This is a genomic window from Carboxylicivirga linearis (assembly GCF_018271995.1).
GTDB classification, from domain to species: Bacteria; Bacteroidota; Bacteroidia; order Bacteroidales; family Marinilabiliaceae; genus Carboxylicivirga; species Carboxylicivirga linearis.
On sequence record NZ_JAGUCO010000117.1, the window covers coordinates 1 to 710 of the forward strand.

The 710-nt window shown below is 40.7% G+C and carries 1 protein-coding gene; it reads right to left on the minus strand.

Translation table 11 applies throughout. From position 1 onward, the window contains the following. Positions 1-710 (minus strand): InlB B-repeat-containing protein (locus KEM10_RS23915; RefSeq protein ID WP_212220958.1); only part of this gene is annotated, 710 nt, incomplete at both ends.

Sequence of the window (710 nt, forward strand, 5' to 3'; positions counted from 1 at the left end):
TTGATGGTATACTGAGCTGTTACAGTTAACGCTGTTGTGACATTATCAAAGGCTACGTCCCAACCCGTAAAGCTATAACCAGTACGTGCAGGATCTGATGGGGCTGTAGCTGAACTTCCATAATCAACATTTTCTGTTTTTAATACTCCTCCATCCCAATCGACGAAAGTGACTATATAACTATTGATAGTGAATTGAGCCGTAACAGTTAAAGCCGTTGTGATATTATCAAATACTACATCCCAACCCGTAAAGGTATAACCGATACGAACAGGATCTGATGGAGCTGTGGCTGAACTTCCATATTCAACATTTTCTGTCTTTAACACCTCTCCGTCCCAATCGACAAAACTAACTTCATAGTTATTGATAATATACTGAGCTGTTACAGTTAACGCTGCTGTGATATTATCAAAGGCTACGTCCCATCCGGTAAAGCTATAACCAGTACGTGCAGGATCAACTGGGGCTGTGGCTGAACTTCCATAATCAACATTTTCTGTCTTTAACACCTCTCCGTCCCAATCTACAAAACTAACTTCATAGCTATTGATAATATACTGAGCTGTTACAGTTAACGCTATTGTGATATTATCAAAGGCTACATCCCAACCGGTAAAGCTATAACCAGTACGTGCAGGATCTGATGGAGCTGTGGCTGAACTTCCATAATCAACATTTTCTGTCTTTAACACCTCTCCGTCCCAATC